Here is a 22,459-nt window from a genome sequence, read left to right as displayed (position 1 = left end):
GTTCTCCTTAGTGCGAATGGCGCGGCACGGCCGAACCGCGGCAGCCAACCAGGAAGTCGAAGTCGCAGCCTTCGTCGGCTTGCAACACGTGGTCGATATACAGTTGCTGGTAGCCGGACTTCGGCGGCTCCTGCTGCGCGGCGCGCTCGGCGAGGCGCGCCTTCATTTCCTCGTCGCTAATCTCGAGCTGCAGCTTGTTGTTGGCGCAATCGAGCTCGATCCAGTCGCCATCCTTCACGGCGCCGAGCGGGCCGCCGGCCATCGCTTCCGGCGCCACGTGCAGCACCACAGTGCCGTAGGCGGTACCACTCATGCGTGCGTCGGAAATGCGGACCATGTCCTTGATGCCCTTGGCCAGCAGCTTTGGCGGCAGGCCCATATTGCCGACTTCCGCCATGCCCGGATAGCCTTTCGGGCCGCAGTTCTTCATCACCAGGATCGAGTTCTCGTCGACGTCCAGGTCCGGATCGATGATGCGCTCCTTGTAGTGGTCGAAGTTCTCGAACACCACGGCCTTGCCGCGATGCTGCATCAGGTGCGGCGAGGCGGCGGAAGGCTTCAGCACTGCTCCGCGCGGCGCCAGGTTGCCGCGCAGGATGCAGATGCCGCCATCGGCGATTAGCGGGTTGTCGATCTTGCGAATCACTTCATCGTTGTAGATCGGCGCTTCGGAGCAGTTCTCGCCAATGGTCTTGCCGTTGACGGTCAGCGCATCCGGATGCGGCAGCAGGTTTGCTTCGCCCATGCGGCGGATCACGCCCGGCAAGCCGCCGGCGTAGTAGAACTCTTCCATCAGGTAGCGGCCGGAAGGCATCAGGTCGACGATGGTCGGCATGCCTTTGCCAACCTTGGTCCAGTCTTCCAGCTCCAGCGGCACGCCGATGCGGCCGGCGATGGCTCTCAGGTGGATCACGGCGTTGGTCGAACCGCCGATGGCGGCGTTGACGCGGATCGCGTTCTCGAAGTTTTCGCGCTTGAGGATCTTGGACAGGCGCAGGTCTTCCCACACCATTTCGACGATGCGGATGCCGGACATATGCGCCAGCACGTAGCGGCGCGCGTCGACGGCAGGAATCGCAGCGTTGTGCGGCAGCGAGGTGCCGAGCGATTCGGCCATGCAGGCCATGGTGGATGCGGTACCCATGGTGTTGCAGGTGCCGGCGGAACGGGACATGCCCGCTTCGGCCGACATGAACTGGTGCATGGTGATTTCGCCGGCCTTGACCTGCTCGTGCAGTTGCCAGACGGCGGTGCCAGAACCGATGTCCTTGCCGTTCAGTTTGCCGTTCAGCATCGGGCCGCCGGTCACGACGATGGTCGGCAGGTCGACCGAGGCGGCGCCCATCAGCAGCGCCGGGGTGGTCTTGTCGCAGCCCACCAGCAGTACCACGGCATCCATCGGATTGCCGCGGATGGATTCTTCCACGTCCATGCTGGCCAGGTTACGGGTCAGCATGGCGGTTGGGCGCAGGTTGGATTCGCCGTTGGAGAACACAGGGAATTCGACCGGGTAGCCGCCCGCTTCCAGGATGCCCTTCTTGACGTGTTCCGCGAGCTGGCGGAAGTGTGCGTTGCACGGGGTCAGTTCGGACCAGGTATTGCAGATGCCGATGATTGGCTTGCCGCGGAATTCGTGATCAGGAATGCCCTGGTTCTTCATCCAGCTCCGGTACATGAAGCCGTTTTTGTCCTGCGTCCCGAACCATTCGGCCGAGCGAAGTTTTATCGTTTTCTTTGTCTCTGACATGGATTCCTCCGCTTATTGATGGAGGAAATGTTACGGCTCAGAGCAATATATTTCTAATGACTTATTTGTTCCTATCAATATCAAAATCAATATCGAGAAAAACGGAAGGCCAGGGTGTTCCGATAGACCTCTCCCGGGCGCAGGATCACGCTGGGGAAATGCGGTTTATTGGGCGCGTCAGGGAAGTGTTGCGGCTCCAGGCAAAAGCCGCCGCGATGCGGGAAACCCAGCGAGCCGTCAAGGAAATTCCCGCTGTAGAACTGGATGCCCGGCTCGTGAGTGAGCACTTCCAACTGCCGCCCGGAGCGCGGTTCGCGCACCCGTACCGCGCAGCGCATGCCCTCGGCCGGCGCCAGCGCAAAGTTATGGTCGTAGACCGCATCGCCGATGGCGCGCGGCTCGCGGAAATCGAACGGCGTTCCCGCCACGGCGGCCAGTTCGCCGGTTGGTATCAAACCGTCGTCGACCGGCGTGTAATGCGGCGCATCGATCCACATTTCGTGATCGTTGATGGTGCCGCTGCCGGCCAGGTTGAAGTAGGCGTGGTGGGTCAGGTTGACCGGCGTTGCGCGGTCTGTGGTGGCGCGGAAGTCCACAGTCAGCGCGCCATCGTCGCTGAGCGTGTAGCTTGCCTGCACGTCAAGATTGCCGGGATAGCCCTGCTCCCCGTCCGGGCTGCGGTAGCGCAGCACCAGGGCCTCGCCTTCCACGTCGGCATTCCACACCACCTTGTCGAAACCTTGCGCGCCGCCATGCAGGTGGTTGGCGCCATCGTTGACGGCCAACTGGTGCTCGGCGCCGTCCAACGTGAAGCGGCCTTGCGCGATACGATTGCCGCAGCGTCCGATCAGCGCGCCGAAATAAGGCGAACGGCCGAAATACTCAGCCGCCGTGTCGAAGCCCAGCGTGACATTGGCCAAGCGGCCGTCACGATCCGGGGCCAGGATATGGGTGACGATCCCGCCGTAATTGGTGATCCTGACCTCCATGCCTTGGGCATTGGTCAGGGTGAACAGGGACAGCGGCGTGCCGTCCGGTGCGTGGCCGAATGGCGCGCTCTGGATCATGTGTGCTTACTCGATAACTGAGGGCCGTCCGAAGACGGGCATGCCCTGCGCATCCCAGCGCAGCGGTTTGACGAAAGTATGGCGGTCCGGGTTCCACAACGGGTCGCCGACGATTTCCGTGTACGTGCGGGCATGGTACACCAGCAGCACGTTTCCGTCCGCGTCCACGGTGAAGCTGTTATGCCCAGGGCCGTAGATGCCGTGCTCGAAGCAGGTCTGCAGTACCGGCTCCTTCGACTTGGTCCAGGCGGCAGGGTCCAGCAGGTCCGCATCGGCATCGGCCCACAGCAGGCCCATGGCGTAATTCTCGTCGGTGGCGCTGGCGGAATAGCTGATGAACACCTTGCCGTTGCGCTGCAGGACGGACGGGCCTTCGTTGACCCAGAAGCCGCGGATCTCCCAGTCGAACTCCGGCTTGGTCAGCATCACCGGCTTGCCCTTGATCTGCCACGGCGTTTCCATCTCTGCGATGTAGAGATTGGAATTGCCTTCAATTTCATTGTCCTTCTGCGCCCACAGGTAATACAGCTTGCCCTTGTGGGTGAAGGTGGTCGCATCCAGGCAGAAGGTGTCGATGCCGGAATCGACCTGCCCCATGAACTCCCACTCCCCTTCCAGCGGATTGGCGTTCTGGTTGCGGATCGCGTACATGCGGTGCTGGAACAGCTTGTACTTGATCTCGCGGCTCGGTGCGGCGGCAAAATAGACGTACCAGGCGCCCTGGTTGTAGTGCAGTTCCGGCGCCCAGATCAATTCACTGTAGGCGCCGGTGTCCGGCTTGTGCCATACGTCCACGGTCTGCGCATCGCGCAAGCCTTCTATGGTGGCGGCGCGACGCAGTTCGATGCGGTCGTATTGCGGCACCGAGGCGGTGAAGTAGTAATAGCCGTCGCTGTGGCGAACGATATAGGGATCGGCGCGTTGCTCGATCAAGGGAGACAGTTTTTGCATGTTCAAGCGCTTACATAGCCGTTGGACTTCATGCTCTCTTTCACGGTGCCGTAATACTCATCGCTGATGCGATAGGCGAACATCAACAGCCCCATGAGCAGGTGGAAGAAGCCAGGAATCACCGAAAGCATCAGGGCGATGCCGTTCAGTGCGAATTCGGATTGCGCCTGATTAGGCACGTAATGGAAATAGGTGAGCAGGATGCCAACCAGGCCGCCGGCGATCGCCATGCCCGCCTTCTGGCAGACCGAAATGCCGCCGAAAGCAAACCCGGAAACGCGCTTGCCGGTCTTGACCTGGCCGTAGTCGATCGTCTCGCCGATAGCGGACCAGAATACCGGCGCATGCAGGTCGACGATGAACGACAGTGCGAAGAACAGTATGAAGGCCAGCATCACATCGCCCGGCTTGACGAGGAGGTAAATCGCCAGGCTGATGCCCGCCACGATCAACTGCGTCCAGCGGAACAGCTTGACCTTGCAGTAGACCTTCGTGATCCAAGTCGATGCGATCATCGACAGGATGGCGGCCACCACGCCGGTGGACAGGAAGGCCGATACCTGCGCCGTATTGAGGCCCAGATAGTACTTGGCGTAATAGATCGCCACCGAACCTCGCACCACATAGCCGATGGTGCCGGTCACGCACACGCCGCACAGGATCAGCCACTGGTCGTTCTTCATCAGCACCTTCAACTGCTCGCCCAGCGACTGTCGCACCACCACATGGTGCACGCGCTCGGTGGTGGTGAAGAAGCAGAACAGGAACAGCGCCACGCCCAGCACCGCCATCACCGCCATCGCCATCTGGTAGCCGTGGGCGGCATTACCCTCGCCCCAGCGCTCCGACAGCAGCGGCACCACGATGGTCACCAGGAAAGCGCCAATCTTGGCAAAGAACAGGCGGTAGCCGTTGGCCGACAGGCTTTCCTTCGGATCGCTGGTCAGCGCACTTGGCAGGGAAATATACGGAATGCCAACACCCGCCGTCATCACGGTCATGATGATGTAGGTGGAGTAAGCCCACACCAGCTTGGCGTCGTAGCTCCAGTCCGGCGTGGAGAACACGAAGAGAATACTTACGCCGTAAGGAACCGCAAGCCACAGCAGGTAGGGGCGATAGCGGCCGAAGCGGCTGGTGAAACGGTCGGTGATCTGCCCCATCGTCAGGTCGGCCACCGCGCCGACAATCTTCACCAGCACGAACAACAGCGCCAGGTCTTGCGTTCGCAAGCCGTAGATGTCGGTGTAGAAGAAAGTAATAATCAGCATCATGGACGAGATCACGACATTGAGTGCCGCATCCCCTGCCCCGAAGCCCGCCTTTTCGAGCACCGACATCTTTTGGTTTTGCATGGTAAATCAGTTCTTCCAGTTCAACATCAGGCCAACGGTACGGTCGTAGCGGCGGATATCGCGTGGATACACGTTCGCGTCGGTCCAGTAGTCCTTGTATTTGAAGTTCAGCAGGTTGGTGCCGGTCAGCGTCACAGACAGGTTCGGGGTGAACTTGTAGCTGAGGGAACCATCCAGGCTGCTGGTGGCACCTGCGACCAGGTTGCGGCTCGGCGCAGCCCCCTGGATTGCCGACCCGTCGCCATAAATCTGCGTGAACTTCGAGCGCCAGTTATAGGCCAGGCGGCCGGAGATGCCATTCTTCTCATACAGCAGAACAATGTTATACGAGTTCTTGGACATGCCGGGGAAAGGCAGGTCGCCCGGCCCGATGGACGACGACGTCACGCCGCCTTCCATATAAGTGTAGTTCAACTGGGTGCCGAAACCACTCAGCCAGCCAGGCAGTTTGTCGTAGAACTGCTGGTAGGACAGCTCCACGCCCTGCAGGTGTCCCTTGTCGGTATTGAAAGGACGGCTCGTCTGGTAGGTCACACCCTGGTACACCTCGGGCTGGGCGCGGCTGACGATATAGCCGTCAAAGTTATGGCGGAACACGGTGCCGCTGACCATTGCCGCCGGCGCGAAATACCACTCCAGCGCCGCATCGACGTTCTGGCCGGTGACCGGCTTCAGGTCCGGATTGCCGCCCGACGCAGAAGCCTGCACGGTGTTGCCGTTCGAGTTCACATAGGCTGTCCCCGGGTTCAACTGGGCGAAGTCAGGACGGCTGAGCGTCTTGGCGTATGCCAGGCGCGCGATCAGGTCCTTGCGCAGCGTCGCCTTGAAACTGGCGCTAGGCAGGGTATCGGTGCCCGAACTTTCCTTCGGCGTAGCGACTGGAACGCCATTCACCATGCTGTAGCCCAGCAGGTCCGAATCGGTCTTGGAGACACGCACGCCAACCACGCCGTCGACCGGCACGCTGCCCCACTCCCAACCCAGGCGCGCCTTGCCGTAGAAGGCGTAGTTCTTCTCGTTGACGGAGAAGAAGGAACCCTGGTCCAGCGCCTTGGCGGCGGTGGAGCCGGTAACTGCCTTGCGAACCTCGCTGGTGTTATTCAGCAGGAAGCTGGCGCATGGTGTGTACCAGTATGGCGTGCCGTAATCTTCAGACAGCTCGCGGTTGGTGCAGCTCATGCCAGGCAGGGTCGCAGCCGAAACGCGCGTCGCGGCATTGAAAGCATCCGGCGCACCCATGCTGCCTTCGATCGACTTGATCGATTCGGCGCTACGCTTGTTGAAGCGTACGCCGGCACTGAACTCCTGGAAGATGCCGTTGCCGTCAGGCGTATAGGTCGCGTCGGCGCGCCAATCGGTGGATGCACCCTTGTCGTCGCCGTAACGGTCGAACAACTGGAACAGGTACACGTTTTTCGGATCGGTCATGTCGATGCCGCCGTAGCGCATGAAGGCGCCGCCGTTGACATTGGTCTTCAGGAAGACGTCAGGCACGGTAACGATCGTGTCCATGATCGGGTTGCGCCAGTCGTATTTCGACTTGGTGCGGGCCAGCTCGGTGCTCAGGCGCAGGCCCGGTGCGGCACGCCACTTGGCGCCGACAGCGGTCTGCCAGGTGGTGTTCTGCGATGCGCGCGCCTGGGTCGACAGGATGGTGTTGGCATCATGCGAAGTCAGCTCGTCCAGCTGGTCGGTGCCCGGGATCTTGGTGCCGCTGATGCCGCCCCCCGGCGCCCACCATGGCAGGCCGACGAAGAAGTCGGTTTCGTCCTGGTTCTTGTAGCGGGAATAAAGGCCTTCGGCGTAGATCTCGGTATCCTTGTTCGGACGCCATTGCAGGGCGAAGTTCTCGGCCGTGCGCTTGCGCTCACCGTAGATGCCTTGCAGGCCGACCAGGTCCGGGCCGGTCAGGTTCGGCAGCAGCCAGCTTTTCTCGACCGGGAAGGTATTGAAGCTGCGCTCTTCGTGGAAATTGTTGCGCACATACGAAACGCCGAACAGCGCGCCGATTTCACCGTATTCGGTCTTCCAGCGGTTGGAGATCAGGCCATTGGCTTCCGGATCGGTCTTGTGCGCCTTGTCCTGGTTTTTCACGCCGCCGTTGGCGCTCAGCGTGAAGCCCTTGAAGTCGAATGGGCGGTTGGTGCGCACGTCGATCACGCCGGCAATGCCGCCTTCAACCAATTCAGGGCTCTGGGATTTGTAAACGTCCACCCGCTGCAGCATGGTGGACGGAATATCGGCCAGCTGGATATAGCGGCCGGTGGTGGTAAACATTTCGCGACCATTCAGCATGGTGGCGATGCCGGGCAGGCCGCGGATCAGGACCGAGTTCGCCTCGCCCGCGTCGCGGCGCACCTGGATGCCCGGAATGCGGGCCAGGGTCTGGGCAACGTTCGTGTCAGGGAATTTACCGATATCGTCCGCGACGATGGAATCGACCACATTGTCGGCCTTTTGCTTGATATCGAGCGAACTTTGGGCCGCGGCGCGCACGCCGCTCACCTGCACCACTGCGATCTCGGTTTCGGCAGCCTGCTGCGCAAGGGCGGGAACGGTACTGAACAAGCCAATGCCGGCCAATGCAGCTACGGATACTTTAAGTGCGATCGGACGGCGCGGTGCAACCAGCCCAGGCGCGAATGCTTGGCGCTTCATAGGGTCTCCTGACTATAGTTTTTGTAAGTTACCTGTTCTTTGAACTCATCTTAGGTAAATCATTGAGATCGAACTAATCAATTTTTATCAAAGTTCGATATCAAAACCGATATGTCACCCTGGTTGATCTGGGTCATGGAAAGAGGTAAGGAAAATGCAGGATTATGACTGGCAGTGACCCTTCTCGCCCTCCAGACCATGAACCTGACACTCCTGGCGGCCCTTGCCGCTTCCACCCTCGGAACCTCGGGGGCCTTTGACCAGCAGGGCCGCTTGTGGGTGGCGCACACTGGCGACAACGGCATCGTGCTGCAATCGAGCGCCGACGAGGGCCGCAGCTGGACCCCGCCGCGCCTGGTTTTGCCCAAGCCGGAAACGGTGGAGGCGAACGGCGAAGCGCGCCCCAAGATCGCCTTCGGCCCCCAAGGCCAGCTCTATCTGAGCTACACCCAAACGTTGGGCAAACGCCACACCGGCAACATCCGCTTCACCCGTTCACTGGACGGCGGGCGGACTTTTTCGCCCCCGTACACCGTGCAGCGCGACCGCGCCCCGATCGGCCACCGCTTCGACGACATCCAGGTCGACCCTCAGGGCCGCATTTTCCTGGCCTGGCTGGACCAGCGCGACAAGGACGCCGCCCAGGCCGCCCAGCGCCCCTACCGGGGTATCGCCATCTATTACGCCGTCTCCACCGACGGCGGGGCCAGTTTCGGCGAAGACGCCAAGCTGGCCGACCACACCTGCGAATGCTGCCGCATCGCCACCGCCGTGGCGCCGGATGGACGGGTCGCCGCCATGTGGCGCCATATTTTCGAGCCGAATATCCGCGACCATGCCGTAGCCTGGCTGCCGGCCAACGGCAAACCAGCCGCGCCGGCGCGCGCTACGGAGGACGGCTGGAAGATCGACGCCTGCCCGCATCACGGCCCGTCGCTGGCTTTCGATTCCAAGGGCCAGCGCCACCAGGCCTGGTTCAGCGCGGCCGGTTATGAAGGCGGCGCGTTCTATTCCGGGAACGGACAGTTGATGCGCCTTGGCGGCCCGCAGGCGGAACACGCGGAGGTTGCGGCAGCCGGCCAGCGTGTCGCCGTCGTCTGGAAAGAGTTCGACGGCACGGCAACCGGCGTCCACGCGCAGGTATCGCCCGATGGCGGCGCAAGCTGGAGCAAGCACACCGTCGCCACCACCGAGGGCAGTTCCGACCATCCCCACATCATGCGCCGCGGCGCCGAACTCTGGCTGCTGTGGCGCACCGCCGATGAAGGCATCGTTGTTCGCAAACTCGAGGAATGATCATGAAAATGCTCCATCCCCTGGCCGCCGCAGTCGTGGCGACTGCCATCGCCGCCCTTTCCGCCCTGGCGGCATCCCCCAGCGCCTACGCCGCCGGCAATGCGGGCCTGAAAGCCTTCGCACCGCAAAGCGTGGAGCAGATCGCGGCCAGCCACAAAGGCAAGCCTTTCGTGGTCCTGGTCTGGTCCATGGATTGCGAATTCTGCCAGCACAGCCTGGACGTCCTGTCCAAAGCACGCGCCGCCAATCCTGGCTTCGACATCGTCACCATCACCACCGACCCGCTGTCCGATGCAGCGCTGTCGCAACTGGTGGCAAAGCGCCTGTCCGGCATCGACTTGCTGGCCGATGCCTGGAGCTTCGGAGGCCTTGCCCCGGAACGCCTGCGCTACGCCATCGATCCGCGCTGGCGCGGCGAGAAACCGCGCAGCTACTGGTACGACGCGCAGGGCCAGCGCGTGGCCTACTCCGGCGTCATCACGCCGGCCTTGATCGAGAAAATGCGCTGATCGCGAAAACTTGATCGAGTTCATGGTTTGACAACAGCCCAATCGCTACGATGGGCACATGTTCTCGCACCGCACCACTCGCCGCTTCGTAACACTGCTGTTGCTGCTGTATGCAGCACTGCAAGGCTACGCAGCCGCAGCGCAGGTAGCGATGCCGATGATGGATCACGCAGCATGCGCTGAACATCACGAAGGCCACAACCAACATGGGATGGCGGACTGCTTCACCCAGTGCACGCTGTGCGGCGCACTGGCCATGGCGCCCGGCTACAGCAAGCCCTCCGCTCCCGCACCGCATGACCTCACAGGTCCTCGGACCGCCATCATCGCGGCGCAGTACGATGGCGAATCCCATCTGCCGCACCAGGCGCGAGGGCCTCCATCCGCAGTGTGACACCTGCTCTTATTCCAATGCGCCGCCGCCCCCGGCGGCGCACGACTCGTCACACCGGAGAATAAAAATGAATCCGCAGTTACGCAAGCACCTGCTTGCAATGTCTGTTGCCACCGCCCTTCCCTGCTACGCGCAAACCACCCTCCCCAGCGTCATCATCACCGGCACCAATCCCGACGTCATGCAAGTAGACGTCAGCAAGAAAGGCTTCCCCAGCGATACCGCAAACCTGCTGCAATCCGTGGCCGGCGTCAGCATGGTCAGCGGCGGCGGCGTGTCCGGCCTGCCGTCGATCCGCGGCCTGGCTGACGACCGCCTGCGCATCCAGGTCGACGGCATGGATCTGGTCTCGGCTTGCGCCAACCACATGAATCCCGCGCTGTCCTACATCGCGCCATCGCAAGTCGAATCGATCCAGGTCCTGCCTGGCATTACGCCCGTCAGCGTTGGCGGCGACAGCATCGGCGGCACTATCCGCGTGCGCTCCGCCGACCCCAAGTTCGCCGAAGCCGGCGCGCAACTGCTTGAAGGCCAGGCCACTTTCGTCTACCGCAGCAACGGCAATGTGCGCGACGCCAGCCTGGCAGCCACCATGGCCAGCGACACGTTCTCCGCCAGTTATCGCGGCGCCGCGATCAAGGCCCATAACTACGAAGATGGCGACGGCAAAAAAATCGGCTCCTCCGCCTACGAATCCCGCAACCATTCATTAACCCTGGCCATGCGTTCCGAAGCGCGCCTGCTGGAGCTCAAGCTCGGCCTGCAGCGCATGCCCTACCAGGGCTTCCCCAACCAGCGTATGGACCTCACCCGCAACGACAGCGAACAGGTCAACCTGCGCTACCTTGAGCGCTTCGGCTGGGGCACGCTGGAAGGCCGCGCCTACCACGAACACACCCGCCACGCCATGAACTTCGGCCCGGACAAGCAATTCTGGTACGGCGCGAAGAAGAACATCCCCGGCATGCCGATGGATACCGAAGGCAAGAACACCGGCGTTTCGGTAAAAGCCACCATCCCGCTGTCGCAGCCCGACACCTTGCGCGTCGGCGCCGACTATCGCCGCTACCGGCTCGACGACTGGTGGGATCCCTCAGGCGGCGGAATGGCGCCGGACACGTTCTGGAACATCCGCGACGGCCAGCGCGACCGCCTGGGCGCCTTCGCCGAATGGGACCGCCGCTGGAATCCGGCCTGGTTCACGCAATTCGGCGTGCGCGGCGAACTGGTGACCAGCGACACCGGCACGGTGCAGGGCTATAACGCCGGCTACAGCAAGGATGCATCGGTCTTCAACGCCCTTGACCGCAAACGCAACGACCATAACCTGGACCTGACCGCCCAGGCGCGCTACGTGCCCTCCCAGGACATGACGGTCAAATTCGGCTACGCCCGCAAGACCCGCTCACCGAACCTGTACGAGCGCTATACCTGGTCCACCGGCGGCATGGCGATGGCCATGGTGAATATCGCCGGCGACGGCAACGGCTATGTCGGCGACCCGTCGCTGCGTCCGGAAACGGCGCACATGGCCACAGGCAGCATCGAATGGCACGATCCGGCGCAGGAAAAATGGTCGTTCGCCATCTCCCCGTACTACACCAGGGTCGATGACTACATCGACGCGCGCTGCCTCACCACCTGCAAGGCCGGCGCCTTCGTCAACCTGCGCTTTGCCAACGTCGATGGGAAGCTGTACGGCACCGAGGTGTCGGCGCACGCGGCGCTGGCCTCGGGCAGCTACGGCACGCTGTCGGGAGACATGCTGGTCAACTACGTGCGCGGCGAAAACCGCAGCACGGGCGACAACCTGTACAACATGATGCCGCTGAACACCCGCCTGGCGCTGAACCATCGCCTCGGTGCGTGGAGCAACGCGCTGGAACTGCGGGCCGTCAAGGCCAAGGACCGCGTCTCGTCGCTGCACAACGAACTGCGCACCGGCGGCTACGCCCTGGCCGCCCTGCGCACCAGTTATGCGTGGAACAAGGTGGAGCTCGACTTTGGCGTGGAAAACCTGTTCGACCGCCGTTACGAGCTGCCTTTGGGCGGGGCCTATGTCGGCCAGGGCATGACCATGGCGCTGAACGGCGTTCCCTATGGAATCGAGGTGCGCGGCATGGGGCGTTCGGTGTATGCCGGCCTGACCTTCAAGTTGTAGGGATCGGTATATCAAACCGATATAGGAGCCGCGAAATAAGCCATTGGTAAGCTATTGCTGCCAACCGTAGGATTGTGCTGCCGGATACCGTCCAACACACAAAACTACGAGACAAGCACCAATGACGACACCGCGACTCCCCGCCCTGCTGGCCCTGGCCAGTGCGCTGGCGACAGCCTTCCCCCTGGCCGCCAGCGCCGCTCCCGCAAGCAAGTATGCCGAATGGGAGCAACCGGAAGTGGTTCAAGTGAACCGCGAGCCGATGAAAACCACCTTCTTCAACTTCGAACGGCGCGACCTTGCGCTGAAGGGCGACAAGGCGGCTTCGCAGTATTACCTCTCGCTGGACGGCACCTGGTCGTTCGCCTACTCCCGCAATCCGGAATCGCGGCCGGTCGATTTCTACAAGCCCGGCTTCGACGTGAGCCGCTGGAAAACCATCCAGGTGCCTGGCATGATGCAGGCGCAGGGCTACGGCCAGCCCCTGTTCAACAACAGCGACTACCCTTTCCCGCCCAACCAGCCGTACATCCTGCACAGCATGAACGAGGTTGGATCCTATCGCCGCAACTTCGACCTGCCGGCCAACTGGGATGGGCGCGATGTCTTCCTGCACATCGGCGCGGCCGGCGCCGCCTACTACATCTGGGTCAACGGCCAGCGGGTCGGCTACTCGGAAGACTCCAAGCTGCCGTCGGAGTTCAAGCTGACGCGCTTCCTGCGCCCCGGCAGCAATACGATCGCCATCGAGCTGTATCGTTTCGCGGACGGCTCCTACCTTGAGGACCAGGACTTCTGGCGCGTTTCCGGCATCGAACGCAGCGTCTACCTGTATGCCGAGCAGAAGGCCCACCTGCGCGACTACGTGGTGCGCGCCACCCTGGACAAGGCCGCCTACCGCGACGGCGAATTGACCCTGCAGCCTGAATTCACGGGCGCCGCACAGGGCAAGCTGACCGCCACCTTGCTGGACGGCGACAAGGCCGTGCTGTCGCTCGAAAGCGGCGTCCACGGCGGCAAGGCTGCGCCGCTGCGCGGCACCGTGCCCGGCGTGCGCCAATGGTCGGCCGAGGCGCCCAACCTGTACCGCCTGCTGCTCGAATTCCATGATGCGAAGGGCGCGCTGGTGTCCTCCACCTCGCGCATGGTCGGCTTCCGCACCGTGGAGGTGAAGGACGGCGAAGTGCGCATCAACGGCAAGCGCATCATGATCAAGGGCGTCAACCGCCATGAGCACGATCCCCACACCTTCCACGTCATGTCGGAAGAGTCGATGCGCAAGGACATAGAGCTGATGAAGCAGGCCAATATCAATGCAGTCCGCACTTCGCATTACCCGAACGATCCGCGCTGGTACGACCTGGCGGACGAGTACGGCCTGTACGTGATGGACGAAGCAAACATCGAGTCGCACGAGTACATGGGCATGGGCGACCACGCGCGCAACATCCCCGGCCAGCGCGAAAAGATCCAGCTGGGCTACCAGCCGCACTGGGCGGCCGCCCACCTGGACCGCGTGAGCCGCATGGTACAGCGCGACCGCAACCACCCGAGCGTGATCCTGTGGTCGCTGGGGAACGAGGCGGGCACCGGGCCGAACTTCGAGAACGCGGCCAAATGGATCCGGGAACAGGATCCGGAACGCCTGATCAGCTACCTTGGTCATGGCACCATCGGCGAGGAGCATTTGCCGAACGATTACGTCGACATCTACGCGCCGATGTATGACCCGATCGAAAAAATGATCGACTACGCGCAGGACCCACGCTACAAGCAGCCGATGATCCAGTGCGAGTATGCGCATGCGATGGGCAATAGCCTCGGCAACTTTGAAGACTACTGGCAGGTGATCCGCTCGCACCGCAAGCTGCAGGGCGGCTTTATCTGGGACTGGGTGGACCAGGCCATGCTGCTCAAGGATAAGCAGGGCCGCAGCTACTGGGCGCAGGGCGAAGACTACGGCCCGAATCCGCGCAAGGACATGTCGGAAGTCGGCGATGGCCTGGTGCAGGCGGACCGCACGCCCGATCCTGAGTATTACGAGGTGCAAAAGGTTTACTCGCCGGTGGTCTTTGAAGGCGATCCGGCGTCCGGGCGCCTGAAAGTCGTCAACCGCTATGATTTCGCAGACCTGTCCGGGTTCGACTTTGACTGGTCGATTGCGCGCGACGGCACGCAAGTCGCGGGCGGATCGCTTGCTGGCGTCAAGGCAGCCGCACAGACGTCTGCCGATGTATCGTTGAACTTGCCGAGGCTGGAACGCGATCCGCGCTTCGAGTACGTGCTGACGCTGCGCGCCAAGGCCCGCGACGGCGCCATTCGCGGCGTTCCGGCCGGCATGGTGCTCGGCTTCAGCCAGTTCGTGCTGCAGTCGCCAACCGCTGCCGCCGTTACGGCGGGCAACGGCGCCTGGGTTGTGCCCGTACGCGCCGGGAACAGCGTCGAGCTGCGCGCGGGAGGCTCAGTGCTGGAGGTCGATGCGGCTAGCGGCAAGCTGGCCTACTCTGCAGGCGGCAAGCAATTGCTGGCCGGCGGCATGCCCTACTTCTGGCGCGCGCTGACGGAGAACGACCTTGGCACTGGCCTCAACAAAACCCATACCATCTGGAAGCAGTTCAGCGAAGAACGTAACGTGCGCTCCTTCGACGTCCTGAAAGACGGCGTGCGCATCGAATACATCTTCGGCGCCGGCTCCGCGCGCTGGGACGCCACCTACCGGATGGACAGCAAGGGTGCTGTGCAGGTTACCGCCACCTTCGCCCCGCTGCGCGGCGACCTGCCGGATCCGCTGCGCATCGGCATGCGTTTCGACAGCAATCCATCGCTGGACACGGTCGAATGGTACGGCCGCGGCCCGCAGGAATCGTATAGCGACCGCATCACTGGCGCGCCGCTTGGCCGCTACAGCGGCAAGCTGGCCGACCAGTACCATAACTACATCCGTCCACAGGAAAGCGGCAACAAGACGGGCGTGCGCTGGCTGATGCTGAAAGGCGCCGGCAACGGCCTGCAACTGCGCGGTACGCGGCCCCTCTCGGTCAACGCCCTGCCATTCCCATACGAGGACCTGTATCCGCGCCCGCGCGGCACTTGGCACAGTTCCGACATCCGTCCGCACGGCGACGGCTCGCTGCTGGTCGACGCGGTGCAGACCGGCGTGGGCGGCGACACCGGCTGGAGCCAGGTCGGACGCCCGCACACGCAGTACCGCGTCAAGCTGGAGCCAACCACCTACCAGTTCACCATCACGCCGCAAGGAGCCGCGCAATGACCAACCAAACCCGCCGCCGCGTCCTGGCCGGCGCCGCAGCAAGCGCCGGCGCGGCCCTGCTGCCGATGGCAGCCACCGTACACGCCGCCGCCAGCGCACGCTTCAGCATCGGCAAGGACGATTTCCTGCTCGACGGGAAACCGCTGCAGATCCGTTGCGGCGAAATGCACTTCGCCCGCGTGCCGCGCGAATACTGGCAGCACCGCCTGAAAGCCATCAAGGCCATGGGCCTGAACACCGTCTGCGCCTACCTGTTCTGGAACTACCACGAATGGCGCGAAGGCCGCTACGACTGGGGCGGCCAGCGCGACGCCGCCGAATTCTGCCGCCTGGCGCAACAGGAGGGCTTGTGGGTCATTCTGCGCCCCGGCCCTTACGCCTGCGCCGAATGGGAGATGGGCGGCCTGCCCTGGTGGCTGCTGAAAAAGAGCAGCAGCGACGCCTTCCTGCGCACTCGCGACGAAGCCTTCATGAAGCCGGCCAAGCGCTGGCTGGCGGAAGTCGGCCGCGTGCTGGGTGGGCAGCAGGTCACGCGCGGCGGCCCTATCCTGATGGTGCAGGTCGAAAACGAATATGGCTTCTTCAGCGACGACCTGGAATACATGCGCGGCATGCGCCAGGCCCTGCTCGACGCCCAGTTCGACGTGCCGCTATTCCAGTGCAATCCGACCAATGCCGTCTCACGCACCCACATCCCGGAATTGTTCTCGGTAGCGAACTTCGGCACCGATCCCGATGCAGGCTTCAAGGCACTGAAAGCCGTGCAGCAAGGCCCGCTGATGTGCGGCGAATACTATTCCGGCTGGTTCGATACCTGGGGTAACCCGCACCGCCGCGGCGCCGCCACCAAGGCCGTGGCCGATATCCAGCAGATGCTGAAAGTGGGCGGCTCCTTCAGCCTGTACATGGCGCATGGCGGCACCACCTTCGGCCTGTGGGGCGGCTGCGACCGTCCCTTCCGCCCCGACACCAGCAGCTACGACTACGACGCCCCGATCGGCGAAGCGGGATGGACCGGCGAAAAATTCCAGGCCTACCGCAAAGGCATCGAGCCGTTCCTGCAGCCCGGCGAAACGCTGCCATCGCCGCCGGCGCGCCAGCCGGTGATGGCAGTTCCCGCCTTTACGCTCAAGGAATCGGCTGCGGTCTTCGCCAGCCTGCCGCAGGAAGCGATACGCGACAAATCACCGCAGCCGATCGAACAATACGACATCAGCCGCGGCATGGTGTCCTACCGCGTTACCCTGCCTGCCGGCCCGGCCGGCAAGCTGACCGCCGCAAAGGTGCGCGACCTGGCCTGGGTACATGTCGACGGCAAGCTGGCCGGGACCTTCGACACCCGGCACCGCCGCTTCAGCATCGACCTGCCCGCGCGCGACAAGCCCGCCACGCTGGAAATCCTGCTGTACACCATTGCCCGCGTCAATTTCGGTCCCGAAGTGCACGACCGCAAAGGTTTGCACGGCCCGGTGCAATACCAGCCGAAAGGCGCCGCGCCGGTCGCCTTGGAAAACTGGGAAATCCGCGCCATCGACTTCGACGCCGACGGCGTGCTGCCGCCGCTGCAATGGAAACAGCAGCGCGCGCGCGGGCCCGCCTTCTGGCGCGGCAGTTTCGACGCGGCCAAAACCGCCGATACCTTCCTCGACATGTCGGCCTGGGGCCAGGGCGTTGTCTGGATCAACGGCCGCTGCCTGGGCCGCTACTGGAGCATCGGCCCGACGCAAACCATGTACCTGCCCGGCCCATGGCTGAAACGGGGCCGCAATGAAGTCGTGGTGCTTGACCTGACCGGCCCGCAGCGCGCCGAATTGCGCGGCCTGGAAACCCCGATTCTCGACCGCCTGCAACCGGAACGCGACCTGCCCCGCCCTCCGAACAAGGCCAAGCCCAAGCTGGAAGGCGTCACGCCTGCCTACAGTGGCCAGTTCCAGCCCGGCAGCGCCACGCAGGACGTGCGCTTCGCCGCCCCGGTCAGCGGGCGCCAGTTCTGCCTCGAATCGCTGGATGCCTTCGACGGCAAGCAATACGCAGCCGTGGCCGAAATCTCGCTGCTGGACGCCAAGGGGCAGCCGATCAACCAGTCCGCCTGGACCATCGCCTACGTGAGCAGCGAGGAAGGCAAGCGCGAAGACGGGCAGGCGCTGAACGCCATCAATGGCCAGGCCAGCGATTTCTGGCACACCGCGTTCGCAGGCAAGACCCCGGCGCCAACCCACCCGCACCGCCTGGTGATCGACCTCGAGAAGACCGTCGAAGTGGCCGGCATCCGCTATACGCCCCGCCAGGGCGACGACAAGGTGACGGGCCGCATCAAGCGCTTCAACGCCTACGTTGGCGCGCAGCTGGTGGACCCGGGGGAATAAGTCGACGTTATGCCCAATCGATATACAAGACGATAAATTTCTCATATTTCTGAACTAGCTCGCCAAGATAGACTTGCCTTACCACTTCACAAACGAACAAAAATGAAGATCACAAAACTGACCACCTACCGCATTCCACCGCGCTGGATGCTGCTCAAGATTGAAACAGACGAAGGCGTAGTCGGTTGGGGCGAACCGGTCATCGAAGGCAAGGCACGTACCGTGGAAACCGCCGTCCACGAGTTCTCGCAATACCTGGTGGGCCAGGACCCGCGCCGCATCAACGACCTGTGGCAGGTCATGTACCGCGGCGGCTTTTACCGCGGCGGCGCCATCCTGATGAGCGCCATCGCCGGCATCGACCAGGCGCTGTGGGACATCAAGGGCAAGGCCCTCGGGGTGCCGGTGTACGAGCTGCTGGGCGGCCTGGTGCGCGACCGCATGAAGACCTATAGCTGGGTAGGCGGCGACCGCCCGGCCGACGTCATCGCCGGCATCAAGACGCTGCGCGAAGCAGGCTTCGATACCTTCAAGATGAACGGCACCGAGGAATTCGGCATCATCGAAAGTTCCGCCGCCGTGGATGCCGCCGTCACCCGTATCGCCGAGATCCGCGAAGCCTTCGGCAACCAGATCGAATTCGGCATCGACTTCCACGGTCGCGTCGCTGCGCCGATGGCCAAGGTGCTGCTGCGCGAACTGGAACCTTACCGCCCGCTGTTCGTCGAAGAACCGGTGCTGGCGGAACAGGCCGAGTACTATCCGCGCCTGGCCGAATCGACTTCGATTCCGCTGGCGGCCGGCGAACGCATGTTCTCCCGCTTCGAATTCAAGAACGTCTTCCAGGCCGGCGGCATTTCGATCGTGCAGCCCGACCTGTCGCACGCCGGCGGCATTTCCGAATGCCTGAAGATCGCCGGCATGGCGGAAGCTTACGACGTTGCCCTGGCCCCACATTGCCCGCTTGGCCCGGTTGCGCTGGCCGCCTGCCTGCACGTCGACTTTGTGTCGTACAACGCCGTGCTGCAGGAGCAGAGCATGGGCATTCACTACAACAAGGGCGGCGAGCTGCTCGACTACGTGGTGAACAAGGAAGACTTCAAGATCGAGAACGGCTACATCAAGCCGCTGCCCAAGCCAGGCCTGGGTGTGGTGGTCGACGAACAGCGCGTGATTGAAGCCAGCCGCAATGCGCCCGACTGGAGTAATCCGCTGTGGCGCCATCCTGACGGCAGCGTAGCGGAATGGTAAGCAACGCCAACACCGCCAGCCTGCTCGCCCTTGACTGGGGCAGCACCAGCCTGCGCGCCTTCCTGCTGGGCCCCGGCGGCAAAGTGCTGGCGGAACGCAGCAACGGCAAAGGTGCGTCCACGCTGTCCGGCGCGACGGCCTTCACGGCCGCGCTGGACGGCATTGCCGGCGACTGGCTGGCCGCGCATCGGCGCTTGCCGGTTCTGGCCTGCGGCATGATCGGCAGCCAGCACGGCTGGCGCGACGTGCCATACGCTGCCTGCCCCGCCAACGCCAGCGCGCTGGCAGCCGGCATGCTGGCCAGCCCTGGCGCCGAAATCTCCATCGTTCCCGGCATGCTGTACGACGACGGCGCCCTGCCGCCCGACGTGATGCGCGGCGAGGAAACTCAGGTGGTTGGCGCCCTGCAACTGCAACCCGCGCTGCGCGACTCATCCTGCATCGTCATGCCCGGCACTCATTCCAAATGGGCGCAAGTGAACGACGGCCGCCTGATGCGCTTCGCGACCCATATGACGGGCGAACTGTTTGCCGTGCTGCGCACCCATTCCGTGCTGGGCCGCCTGATGGGCAACAGCGAAACCTTCGCCGAACATGCCTTCGTCGCCGGCGTCGAAGCCGCGCGCGATTACGGCCATCTCGGCATGAGCCACCAGATTTTTGCAGCACGCACCCTCGGCGTCACCGGCCGCGCGCCGGCCAGCGACCTGGCTGATTACCTTTCCGGCCTGCTGGTCGGCCACGAACTGCGCGCCGGCCTGGCTTGGCGCGATGCGGCCGGCCTGGCGAGTGCGCCGCTGGCACTGGTCGGCAGCCAGGTCCTGTGCCGGCGCTACGCGCTTGCCCTGCAATGCTTCCACGCCGCGGCGCCGCTGCTGCTCGATAACACCGCTCCCGCCGGCCTGTACCACCTGGCACGCGCCGCCGGCATGCTCAAGGATTGAAATGACCGCACCTTCCGCCACACCTTTCGAAACCGCCTTCAAGACGCTGCCCCTTGTAGCCATCCTGCGTGGCGTCCAGCCGCACGAGGTGGAAGCCATCGGCGCCGCCCTGTATGAAGCTGGTTTCCGCCTGATCGAAGTTCCGCTCAACTCCCCGCAGCCGCTGGATTCCATTGCCCGCCTGGCGCGCAGCCTGCCGGCCGACGCCGTGCTGGGCGCAGGCACCGTCCTGACTACCACCGCCGTGCAGGAAGTGCGCGACGCCGGTGGCGCGCTGATCGTGATGCCGCATTCCGATACGTCCGTGATCCGCGCCGCCAAGGCAGCCGGCATGTTCTGCGTACCAGGCGCCGCCACGCCGACCGAAGCTTTCGCGGCCGCCCACGCCGGCGCCGATGCGCTCAAGCTGTTCCCAGCCGAACTGGTGACGCCGACTGTCATGCGCGCCATGCGCGCCGTGCTTCCGCCTGCCTTGCCGCTGCTGCCGGTGGGCGGCGTCACGCCGGGCAGCATGGCCACCTGGCGTGCCGCCGGCGCCAGCGGCTTCGGCCTGGGTTCGGCGCTGTACCAGCCAGGCCTGGATGCCGCAGCCGTAGCCGAACGAGCCAACGCCTTCGTCACCGCCTGGAGGCAGGATGGAACAGCACGCCCAGCCTGAAACGCTCCTGCCCAACGCCCTCATTGGCGCACTGCTCTGGCACGACAGCTGCTGGTGGTGGAGCGATGCCGCCACGCCGGCCCTGAAGGCCTGGGGCGGCAAGGGCGCCCCGGAAAACAGCCGCTTGCCGGAACATCTTGCCGCATTCGCCTTCTGCCGCAGCGGCAAACTGCTGCTTGGCCTCGACAAATGGCTGTACCTGGCAGAACGCACCCCGCCGGGCGCCCTGAAACTGGCGCGCCGCCTGCCCCTCGCCATCGCCGCCGTCGATCCCGCCGAAGCACGCACTCGCATCAACGACGGCTGTGCCGACCGCCACGGCAACTTCGTCCTCGGCACTGCCAACCTGAATCCCGACTCTCCTCCCATCGGCAGCTTTTACCAGTTCTCGCGGCGTTTCGGCCTGCGCCGGCTGGCCTTGCCGACAGTCGTTGCCGCGCATGGAATCGGCTTCAGCCCCGATGGCGGCACGCTGTACTTCGCCAGCGGCGACGGCCGCGAAGTACTGGAAACTACGTATGACCCGGCAGGTGCCGAAGTCGGTAGAATCAAACGGTTCGCCAGCCTGGGAGATGCCCGTGCCGGCGGCCTGGCGCTGGATGCCGGCGGCAACGTATGGATTGCGCTGCGCGAAGAAGGACGGCGCGGCCGCCTGGCGCAATTCACCGCCGACGGCACGCCGTTGCGCGAACTGCCGTTGTCGGCAACACAACCCTCGCGCCCGGTCTTCGGTGGACTGGGGCTGGAACAACTGGCAGCAGGCGCCCTTGACGGCGGCTTGCACGCCATCGAGATACCCGGCGTGCAGGGATTGGCCCCGTCCCTGTTTGACGACGCCGCTGATTGACGCTGCCGGGGAGCGGCCCTATTATTGTCCGCATGTCAGATCCACGCTCGGACCGATTTGTAAGGTCCCACCTGAAAACGCGCCACCTGGTGCTATTGGTCGAATTGGGCCGGCACCGCTCGATCCTGCATGCAGCACAGGCGGCAAACCTCACCCAGCCCGCGGCATCCAAGCTGCTGGGCGAGATCGAACACGCACTGAACGTCCAGTTGTTTGAGCGCCTGCCGCGAGGCGTAGTGCCGACGTGGTACGGCGAAGTAATGATACGGCGCGCCGGCACCGCGCTGGCAGAAATGGATGCGGCGCACCAGGAAGTGATGGAACTGGTCTCGGGCCTTTCCGGCCGCGTTTCCATTGGCACGGTGCTGACGCCTTCCGCCGGCCTGGTCACCGACGCCGTCAAGCTGCTGAAGAACCGCACCGCCAAGGTGCAGGTATCGATTACCGTCGACACTTCCAAGATTCTTGTCGAACGCATGCGTGCCGGCGAATTCGACCTGGTGATCGGGCGCCTGCTCGATTCCAACGTCGCTTCCGAGTTCAATTTCGAGCCGCTCACCGACGAGCCGCATAGCCTGATCGCCGCAGCCGACCATCCCTTCGTGGGACGCAAGGACCTGCAACTGGCCGACCTGGCGCGCGAACCCTGGGTGCTGCCGCCGGCCGGCAGTATCCTGCGCGACCGCCTGACATCGATGTTCCTGTCTCAAGGCCTGGAACCGCCAACCGAAGTGGTGGAAACACTGGCCATGCCGGTGGTGGTCAACCTGCTGCCCGGCAGTCGCATGATCGCGGCCATGCCGGAGGAAACCGTGCGCCCCTACCTGGATGCCGGCCTGCTGGCCGTGCTGCCCTGGGACCTTGGCCTGCGCATGGACATGTACGGCATCGTCACCCGCAAGCGCCACCGCTTGTCGCCGGGCGCGGAAGCCATGCTGGTAGCCCTGCGCGATGCCGCGCAGGCGCGCTACCGGCGTTAAGTCT

Annotated in this window: 16 protein-coding genes; 11 read left to right on the top strand and 5 right to left on the bottom strand. The window is 63.7% G+C overall.

Annotation, left to right across the window (positions count from 1 at the left end):
• Positions 1-7: 7 nt before the first annotated feature.
• The 5 genes from ACN9M3_RS08995 to ACN9M3_RS08975 form a co-directional block, all read right to left on the bottom strand.
• Positions 8-1,747, bottom strand: coding sequence for an IlvD/Edd family dehydratase (locus ACN9M3_RS08995; protein WP_426321905.1), 1,740 nt, complete (start codon positions 1,745-1,747; stop codon positions 8-10).
• A gap of 86 nt (positions 1,748-1,833) precedes the next feature.
• A complete protein-coding gene (locus ACN9M3_RS08990; RefSeq protein WP_426321903.1) occupies positions 1,834-2,814 on the bottom strand; it encodes an aldose epimerase family protein in 981 nt (326 codons plus the stop codon).
• Positions 2,815-2,820: 6 nt separating this feature from the next.
• The gene (locus ACN9M3_RS08985; protein ID WP_426170027.1) at positions 2,821-3,765 is read right to left on the bottom strand and encodes a glycoside hydrolase family 43 protein; all 945 of its coding nucleotides are present in this window, start codon (positions 3,763-3,765) and stop codon (positions 2,821-2,823) included.
• Between the two features lie 2 nt (positions 3,766-3,767).
• Positions 3,768-5,120 carry an MFS transporter gene (locus ACN9M3_RS08980; protein ID WP_426170024.1) on the bottom strand — a complete coding sequence of 451 codons (1,353 nt, stop codon included), beginning with the start codon at positions 5,118-5,120 and terminating at the stop codon, positions 3,768-3,770.
• Positions 5,121-5,126: 6 nt separating this feature from the next.
• Positions 5,127-7,778, bottom strand: a complete 2,652-nt coding sequence (locus tag ACN9M3_RS08975) for a TonB-dependent receptor (protein ID WP_426170022.1) — start codon at positions 7,776-7,778, stop codon at positions 5,127-5,129.
• Positions 7,779-7,976: 198 nt separating this feature from the next.
• Between ACN9M3_RS08975 and ACN9M3_RS08970 the strand changes: the two genes are divergently transcribed.
• The 11 genes from ACN9M3_RS08970 to ACN9M3_RS08920 all read left to right on the top strand — a co-directional run bounded on the left by ACN9M3_RS08970 (position 7,977) and on the right by ACN9M3_RS08920 (position 22,455).
• Complete coding sequence (locus ACN9M3_RS08970; RefSeq protein ID WP_426321900.1) at positions 7,977-9,074, top strand: sialidase family protein; 1,098 nt, start codon at positions 7,977-7,979, stop codon at positions 9,072-9,074.
• 2 nt (positions 9,075-9,076) lie between these two features.
• Complete coding sequence (locus ACN9M3_RS08965) at positions 9,077-9,583, top strand: TlpA family protein disulfide reductase (protein WP_426321898.1); 507 nt, start codon at positions 9,077-9,079, stop codon at positions 9,581-9,583.
• Positions 9,584-9,641: 58 nt separating this feature from the next.
• Entirely contained in the window at positions 9,642-9,977 is a 336-nt protein-coding gene (locus tag ACN9M3_RS08960; RefSeq protein ID WP_426321896.1) for a hypothetical protein, read from the top strand.
• Between the two features lie 67 nt (positions 9,978-10,044).
• Positions 10,045-12,138 carry a TonB-dependent receptor plug domain-containing protein gene (locus tag ACN9M3_RS08955; RefSeq protein ID WP_426321894.1) on the top strand — a complete coding sequence of 698 codons (2,094 nt, stop codon included), beginning with the start codon at positions 10,045-10,047 and terminating at the stop codon, positions 12,136-12,138.
• A gap of 121 nt (positions 12,139-12,259) precedes the next feature.
• Positions 12,260-15,409, top strand: coding sequence for a glycoside hydrolase family 2 TIM barrel-domain containing protein (locus ACN9M3_RS08950; RefSeq protein WP_426321892.1), 3,150 nt, complete (start codon positions 12,260-12,262; stop codon positions 15,407-15,409).
• Complete coding sequence (locus ACN9M3_RS08945; protein WP_426321890.1) at positions 15,406-17,775, top strand: beta-galactosidase; 2,370 nt, start codon at positions 15,406-15,408, stop codon at positions 17,773-17,775. The genes ACN9M3_RS08950 and ACN9M3_RS08945 overlap by 4 nt, the downstream gene beginning before the upstream one ends.
• A gap of 102 nt (positions 17,776-17,877) precedes the next feature.
• Positions 17,878-19,026 (top strand): galactonate dehydratase, encoded by a 1,149-nt coding sequence (dgoD, locus tag ACN9M3_RS08940; RefSeq protein WP_426170006.1) that lies wholly within the window; start codon positions 17,878-17,880, stop codon positions 19,024-19,026.
• Positions 19,020-19,970, top strand: a complete 951-nt coding sequence (locus ACN9M3_RS08935; protein WP_426321888.1) for a 2-dehydro-3-deoxygalactonokinase — start codon at positions 19,020-19,022, stop codon at positions 19,968-19,970. The genes dgoD and ACN9M3_RS08935 overlap by 7 nt, the downstream gene beginning before the upstream one ends.
• A gap of 1 nt (position 19,971) precedes the next feature.
• Positions 19,972-20,628 (top strand): 2-dehydro-3-deoxy-6-phosphogalactonate aldolase, encoded by a 657-nt coding sequence (locus ACN9M3_RS08930; protein WP_426321886.1) that lies wholly within the window; start codon positions 19,972-19,974, stop codon positions 20,626-20,628.
• On the top strand, positions 20,606-21,475 hold the full coding sequence (locus ACN9M3_RS08925; RefSeq protein WP_426321884.1) for an SMP-30/gluconolactonase/LRE family protein: 870 nt from the start codon (positions 20,606-20,608) through the stop codon (positions 21,473-21,475). Before ACN9M3_RS08930 ends, ACN9M3_RS08925 begins: the two co-directional genes overlap by 23 nt.
• Positions 21,476-21,507: 32 nt before the next feature.
• Positions 21,508-22,455 carry a LysR substrate-binding domain-containing protein gene (locus tag ACN9M3_RS08920; RefSeq protein ID WP_426169996.1) on the top strand — a complete coding sequence of 316 codons (948 nt, stop codon included), beginning with the start codon at positions 21,508-21,510 and terminating at the stop codon, positions 22,453-22,455.
• Positions 22,456-22,459: the final 4 nt, after the last annotated feature.

This window comes from Pseudoduganella sp. R-43 (genome assembly GCF_049913255.1).
Lineage (GTDB): Bacteria > Pseudomonadota > Gammaproteobacteria > Burkholderiales > Burkholderiaceae_D > Rugamonas.
Note: the sequence above shows the minus strand (reverse complement) of the source record. Positions and strands in the feature narration are given on the sequence as shown.